Origin of the sequence: Phenylobacterium sp. (genome assembly GCF_036402295.1) — a bacterium.
Taxonomy (GTDB): domain Bacteria; phylum Pseudomonadota; class Alphaproteobacteria; order Caulobacterales; family Caulobacteraceae; genus Phenylobacterium.
Genome location: NZ_DASWTE010000211.1, coordinates 1 through 6302 on the forward strand (window position 1 = coordinate 1; position 6302 = coordinate 6302).

Annotated in this window: 5 protein-coding genes; 3 read left to right on the top strand and 2 right to left on the bottom strand. The window is 70.5% G+C overall.

Annotated elements, in window-relative coordinates; translation table 11 throughout:
• Window positions 1-28: 28 nt before the first annotated feature.
• From VGD44_RS13120 to VGD44_RS13130, 3 genes are all read left to right on the top strand, one after another.
• A complete protein-coding gene (locus VGD44_RS13120) occupies window positions 29-814 on the top strand; it encodes an MOSC domain-containing protein (protein ID WP_331087706.1) in 786 nt (261 codons plus the stop codon).
• On the top strand, window positions 811-1680 hold the full coding sequence (gene prmC, locus VGD44_RS13125) for a peptide chain release factor N(5)-glutamine methyltransferase (protein WP_331087708.1): 870 nt from the start codon (window positions 811-813) through the stop codon (window positions 1678-1680). The genes VGD44_RS13120 and prmC overlap by 4 nt, the downstream gene beginning before the upstream one ends.
• 253 nt (window positions 1681-1933) lie before the next feature.
• Window positions 1934-2941 (top strand): DUF4167 domain-containing protein, encoded by a 1008-nt coding sequence (locus VGD44_RS13130; RefSeq protein WP_331087710.1) that lies wholly within the window; start codon window positions 1934-1936, stop codon window positions 2939-2941.
• A 145-nt stretch (window positions 2942-3086) separates the two neighbouring features.
• Here VGD44_RS13130 and VGD44_RS13135 read toward each other — a convergent pair whose 3' ends face one another.
• The gene (locus VGD44_RS13135; RefSeq protein ID WP_331087711.1) at window positions 3087-4154 is read right to left on the bottom strand and encodes an alpha/beta fold hydrolase; all 1068 of its coding nucleotides are present in this window, start codon (window positions 4152-4154) and stop codon (window positions 3087-3089) included.
• A 36-nt stretch (window positions 4155-4190) separates the two neighbouring features.
• Complete coding sequence (locus VGD44_RS13140) at window positions 4191-6197, bottom strand: TonB-dependent receptor (protein ID WP_331087713.1); 2007 nt, start codon at window positions 6195-6197, stop codon at window positions 4191-4193.
• Window positions 6198-6302: the final 105 nt, after the last annotated feature.

Below are 6302 nucleotides of genomic sequence, written 5' to 3' on the forward strand. Positions count from 1 at the left end.
GGGCGGGGTTTCGGTCAGAAGCCGCCTCATGAGCGGCCATGTCGCGGCGATCTTCCGCCACCCCGTAAAGGGCTTCACGCCCGAGAGCCTGAACCATGTGGACCTCGCCCCCGGCGAGGGCTTCCCGCACGACCGCATCTGGGCGGTGGAGAACGGACCGTCGGGCTTCGACCCCGCCGCACCGGCCTGGACGTCGAAGCAGAAGTTCACCGTGCTGGCGGCGATCCCGAAGGTGGCGGCGGCGCGCACGCGCTACGACGAGGCGACCGGCGTGTTCAGCGCCGAGGCCGCGGGCCGGCCGATGTTCGCAGGAAGGCTGGCGGAGCCCAAGGGCCGCGAGGCGTTCGCCGCCTGGCTGACCGATTTCCTCGATCCCGACGATGTGCGCGGGCCGCTCCGGGTGATGGACGCCCGCGGCGGCTTCCGGTTCACCGACCACCCGCAGGGCCAGGTCTCGGTGATCAACCTCGCGAGCGTCCGCGACCTGTCGGCGAAGATGGGCGTGCAGCTGGACCCGCTCCGCTTCCGCGGCAACATCTATGTCGAGGGCTGGCCCGCCTGGGCCGAGAACGATTGGACGGACCGCGGGTTGATGCTCGGCTGGGCGCGGGCGACGGTCTTCAAGCCCATCGTGCGCTGCGCGGCGACCGAGGTGGATCCCACGACCGGCGTGAAGGACCTCGAGGTGGTGAAGGCGCTGTTCGACAACTACGGCCACAAGCACTGCGGCGTGTACCTGAACGTGACCTCGTCAGGCCGCGTCGGACTTGGCGATGCGGTGACCATCCCGCAGGCGGTCGAGGCGGCGAAATGAGCCTCAACCTCGTGCAGGCCTGGAAGGGCGCGCGGGCGCGGCTGGAGGCGGCGGGGCTGGCCGGTCCGGTGATCGACGCGCGCCTGCTGGTCGAGGCCGCCGCCGACGCCTCGCGGGTCGACATCGTGACCGACCCCTACCGGGCGCTGACGCCGCAGCAGGAAGCGACGCTCGAGGACTACCTGTCCCGTCGCGAACGCCGCGAGCCCGTGAGCCACATCCTGGGCCGCAAGGGCTTCTGGAAGATCATGCTGAACGTCACGCCCGACGTGCTGACGCCCCGGCCCGACACCGAGACGGTGGTGGAGTTCAGCCTGCGCGAGTTCCCGGAGCATGCGCCGTGGCGGATCCTGGACCTGGGCGTGGGCTCGGGTGCGATCCTGCTGGCGCTGCTGGCCGAGCGGCCGGCGGCAAAGGGCCTGGGCGTGGACGTCTCGGAGGAGGCGCTGGCCGTGGCGCGCGACAACGCCGCCGCGCTGGGGCTGGCGAACCGCGCGGCGTTCCTGCGCGGCGACTGGACGGCCGGCCTGGACGGCGAATCCTTCGACCTCGTGGTTTCGAACCCGCCCTACATCGCCGACCACGTGATCCCGACCCTGGAGCCCGAGGTGAAGGACCACGAGCCGCACCTGGCGCTGAAGGGCGGCCAGGACGGGCTCGACCACTACCGCATCCTGGCGCCCGAGATCCTGCGGGTGCTGAAGCCCGGCGGACGCTTCGCGGTGGAGATCGGCTTCGACCAGAAGGACGCCGTGGAGGCCCTGTTCCGCGAGGCGGGCGCGGTCTTCGTGCAGACGATCCGGGACCTCGGCGACCGGGACCGGGTGGTCGCAGGCGAGAAAAAGGCCTTGGAAACCACCGCCTGACTCGCTACATCAGATCACGTCTCCACCCTAATTCGTCGGTGTTGCAGGTAGATGCGTCCCCATGCAGGACGCCCGCCGGGCCCGACAGGCGCGACGCTTTCTTGATCAAGCAGGCCTCTCGCTGACGAGCTTCCGGGCGGAAGACGGGGAACACTTACGCCTTCACAGAACTGACCGGGCCGGGGCCCGACCACGCTGAAGGCCAAGCCGCCGATTGGGGCGCTAGGGAAGAACCGAACGGTTTTCTGAATTTATGAGAGATTTCAAGGGTATGAAGCGCCAACGCGGGCGCAATCGGGGTGGTGGCGGCAGCGGCGGCGGCAAGCCGACGCAGAACGCCAACCGGGCGTTCGATTCGAACGGCCCCGACGGCGTGAAGGTGCGCGGCAACGCGCAGCACGTCTTCGAGAAGTACCAACAGCTGGCCCGCGACGCGAACGCGGCCGGCGACCGGGTGTTGGGCGAGAACTACCTGCAGCACGCCGAGCATTATTTCCGCCTGCTGCGGGCCCTGCAGCCCAGCCGGTCGGCGAGCGAGATAATCGGCCGCGACCAGTTCGCGTCGGGCTACGACATCGACTTCGAGGACGAGAGCGGCCAGCAGGCCGCGATGGCCGCCGACGAGGCCGCCGCCGAGGGCGGTGAGGTCCGCGAGGACGGCGAAGGCCAACGCGACCGCGACCAGAACCGAGACCAGAACCGCGACCGCCCCCGGGATCGCGACCGCGATGGTCGGGGCGATTACCAGGCCCGCGACGGCGAAGGCCGCCGGGACCGCTGGCGCGACGGCGAAGGCCGCCGTGACCGCGACGGTCGCGACCGTAACCGCGATCGCAACCGCGACGACCGCCCGAGAGACGACAGGCCGCGCGCCGAGGGCGACGAGCGTCCTCGTGACGAGCGTCCCCGTGATGACCGGCCGCGCGATGAGCGTCCCCGTGACGAACGTCCTCGCGATGATCGGCCGCGCGAGGACCGCCCGCGCTTCGAGCGCGACCGCCGCGACCGCGAAGACCGACCCGAGCGCGACCCGCTGGCCGTGGTCCAGCCCACCGGCGACGCCGAACCCCGCGGCCCGCTGCTGCGCGACTCCGAGGGCGGCGCGAGCCACGCGCCGGCGTTCCTGCAGGCCACCCGGCCCGTGCCCGCGCCGGCCGCTGCGGCCGACGACGAGGCCAAGCCCAAGGCCCGCCGCCGCCGCGCTCCGCGCAGCTTCGAAGCCGGCGAAGGCGCTCCGGCTCCGGCGGAGTCCGAGGACTAGTTTCCCTCCCTTGATGGGGAGGGACAGCTCGCGGCAGCGAGCTGGGTGAGGAGGTGTCGATCCTCCCCACCCTCTGAGTTCTGGCCCACACTGCCTCACCCTGGCCGCTCGCGCGGCCTGTCCCTCCCCATCAAGGGAGGGAAAGCTACTCCGTCCGCTTCAACAGCTCCGCCAGTTCGTCCTTCCAGAGCGCGGCATGCGTGTGCGTGCCGTGGCCGCGGGACTGGAGGGTCGCCGGGATCAGCACGTAGCGGGTGGTCTTCAGGCGTTTCGCGGCCGCCTCGGCGAGGCCGAGCTCGGGCGGGTTGATGAAGTCGTCGGCCGAGTTCACCCAGGTCATCGGCGCGGTGATCGCCTCGAGGTCCTTCGAGGGGTCGTAGGTGCGCGAGGCGTCCACCTGGTAGATGAAGTCGTTGGCGTCCATGGCGGCGATGCGGCGCGGCTGCTCGCGGGCGAGCCATTCATCGACCGCGGCGCGGGTTGGCAGTTGGGCCTGCATCGGCAACGGCGCGGCGCCGGCGAGGATCAATAGGTTGGCGGCCGTCTTCAGCCCCTGGACCGGCTGGGTGTCGTAGTCACCGCCCTTCCACGCGGGATCGGACGTGATCGCCTCGATGGCCATGCGCCGCCACAGCCGGTTGCGGCCAGCGATCTCAGTCGGCTGGCAGGCCAGCGGCATCAGGGCCTTCGCGGCGCCAGGCCAGGTCTCGGCCCAGACGAAGCTGTGCATGCAGCCCATGGACGTGCCCATGATCAGCCGTAGCTTCTCGACCTTCAGGCCCTTGGTCACCAGCGCGTGCTGGGCGGCGACCATGTCGGCGTAGTCGTATTTCGGGAATTTCGCGCGCAAGCCGTCCGACGGCTTGGAGCTGCCGCCGTGGCCCAGGTTGTCGGGCATGACGATGAAGTACTTCGCCGGATCCAGCAGGCCGCCGGGCGCGAAGAGCACGTCGGCGAATAGCGGGTTGGTGAACTGCCGGCCGTTTCCGCCGGTGCCGTGCAGGATGAGGACGGCGTTCGTCACCTTGCCCGCGGCGTCGGGCCTGGGCGTCCCCAGCGTGTGGTAGCGGATCTTCAGCTCCGGCAGTGTCTCGCCGGTGCGGAAGCGGAAGTCCTTGATGACGTAGTCGTGCGCAGTGGGCTCAGGCGCGGCCTGGGCGGCGGTGAACGAGGCAATGGCCACCGCGAGGGCGGCGAAGAGGCGGCGCGGCATCGGAAGTCTCCTGGCGCGCCACCCTAGCGCCTCGGACTAGAATCGGTAGCCCACGCCCAGGCGGAAGGTGCGGCCCGGCAGCGGGGCGACGTCCTTGAGGAACGACGCGTGCTCGCGGGCCTCGATGTTGGTCAGGTTGCGGCCGTCGAGGAAGACCTTGAACTCGGGCCTGTCCTGCACCGGCCGCAGCACCAGCGAGGCGTTGAGCATGGTATAGCCGCTGGTGGGCAGCTCGAACGTGGCCACGCGGTCCTGCTCGGCCACGTGATGCACCTCGACCGTCCCGGTCCACCAGCCCCCTTCGTAGACGCCGCGCCCGGTCACGGACCACGGCGGGATGCGGACGGCGGGGCCGAAGTCGGTCTTGCCGCGCACGTAGTCGGCGGACGCCTCGAGGTGGAAGCTCTTGTCGCCGTCGCGCCAGGTCTCGACCGAGGCCTCGAGCTCGCCGCCGTAGAACTTCGCCTCGCTCTGCACGAAGGTGAACACTGGGAAGCCGGACTCCGCGTCGACCTCGCCGTTCGGGACCAGGTCGATGAAATTGTCGTAGTCGGCGTAGAAGGCGTGGGCGTCGAGCGTCAGCGGGCCGCGCTCGTAGTGCAGGCTGGCGTCGGCCGAGTAGGACACCTCCTTGCCGAGCGTGGGGTCGCCGATCTCGAAGGCGCCGGTGGCTGGGTGGGCGCCGAAGGACGACAGTTCCTCCTCGGTCAGGCCGCGGCTGGTGCGCGAGAGCGCAAGGCCCAGGAACAGGCCCTCCGCCGGCCGCAGGAAGCCGGCGATCGAGGCCGAGACGTTGGTGAAATCACGGTCGGCGCGGACGTTCTTGATCGCGCGGGTGTCGAGGCGGATTCCGCCCTCCAGGCCCCAGGCGCCCTTGTCCAGGCGCTGCAGGGTGAAGACGCCCCACTCGTCGATCTTGGTCTTGGGGATCAGCGCCTCTTCGCCGATGGCGTCGAACGACCGATGCAGGCCCTGGACGCCGATCGCGCCCTGCCAGCCGCCACGGTTGCGCTGGACCAGCTCGATCCGGCCCTCTTCGCCCGTGGACAGGAAGGTGGTGCCCACCTCGTCGCCCTCGAACTCGGTGTGCTTGTAGTCGGCGTAGCCGCCGGCGAAGCGCACGCTCTCGAACGGGCCGCCATCGAAGGTGAGCGCGCCGCGGGTGTCGACGCGGGTCTGCTTCAGCTTGATGCGCACCTCCTCCTCGGCGGCGCTGCCGTACTCGCTGTCGGTGTGCTTGACCGCCAGGCCGCCCCAGCCGGGCTCGCCGGCCCAGGAGACGCCGCCGCCGAAGGCGTCGAGCTTGGTGTAGGTGTTCGGGACCTTCGTGCCGTCGCGCGACGGTTCGGGCAGGCCCTGGGCAGCCGCGAGGCGGCGGGAGATGGCGGCGGCCGGGATCTCGTAGTCGTCGGTGCGGCGGCGGACGCCGTCGAGGGTAACGGTGACGCCGTCGGCCACCCCGGCCTTCAGCGCGCCCGAGACCTGCCGGCCGTCGTCCACCGAGGAATAGGTCGCCAGGGCGCGGCCATGGACGCCGGCCTCGAACTTGGACGGAATCCGCTCATCGATCACATTGACGATGCCGCCGATGGCCGAGCCGCCGTAGGCCAGGGCCGAGGGGCCGCGCAGCACCTCGATGCGCTCGGCCTCCTGCGGGTCGCTGGCCACCTGGTGGTCGGGCGAGAGGCCAGAGGCGTCGATCTGGCCCACGCCGTTGGTCAGCACCTGCACCCGCGGGCCCGCCAGGCCGCGGATCACCGGCCGGCTCGCGCCCGGGCCGAAGAACGACGAGCGCACGCCGGGCAGATGCGCCAGCACGTCGCCCAGGCCCGCGGATGGGGCCAGGTCGAGGGCGTCACGCTTGATCACGTTCACGCTGGTGGTGGTGGAGTCGAGCGAGACCACGTAGGGCGCACCGGTGACCACCACCTCGGAGAGGTCCTTGTGGCCGGGCTCGGCGGCGTCCGCATCCTCGGCGGCGTGCGCTGCGGACGCGGACAGGACGAGAATGCCGACGGAGGCGAACAGGGCGACGCGGGACATCAGCTGGACCTGACCTTGAACAATGGCTTGAGTGTTATGAAATAACATAACGACTCGTCAAGCGCGTTGCAGAGACGGTTGAACGGCGATAGCGGAAGGGCATGG

Excerpts from the sequence above, each read along its gene's own strand:
- VGD44_RS13130 (WP_331087710.1), top strand. The coding sequence starts at position 1,934 with ATGAGAGATTTCAAGGGTATGAAGCGCCAACGCGGGCGCAATCGGGGT.
- prmC (WP_331087708.1), top strand. The coding sequence starts at position 811 with ATGAGCCTCAACCTCGTGCAGGCCTGGAAGGGCGCGCGGGCGCGGCTG.
- VGD44_RS13140 (WP_331087713.1), bottom strand. The coding sequence starts at position 6,197 with ATGTCCCGCGTCGCCCTGTTCGCCTCCGTCGGCATTCTCGTCCTGTCC.
- VGD44_RS13120 (WP_331087706.1), top strand. The coding sequence starts at position 29 with ATGAGCGGCCATGTCGCGGCGATCTTCCGCCACCCCGTAAAGGGCTTC.
- VGD44_RS13135 (WP_331087711.1), bottom strand. The coding sequence starts at position 4,154 with ATGCCGCGCCGCCTCTTCGCCGCCCTCGCGGTGGCCATTGCCTCGTTC.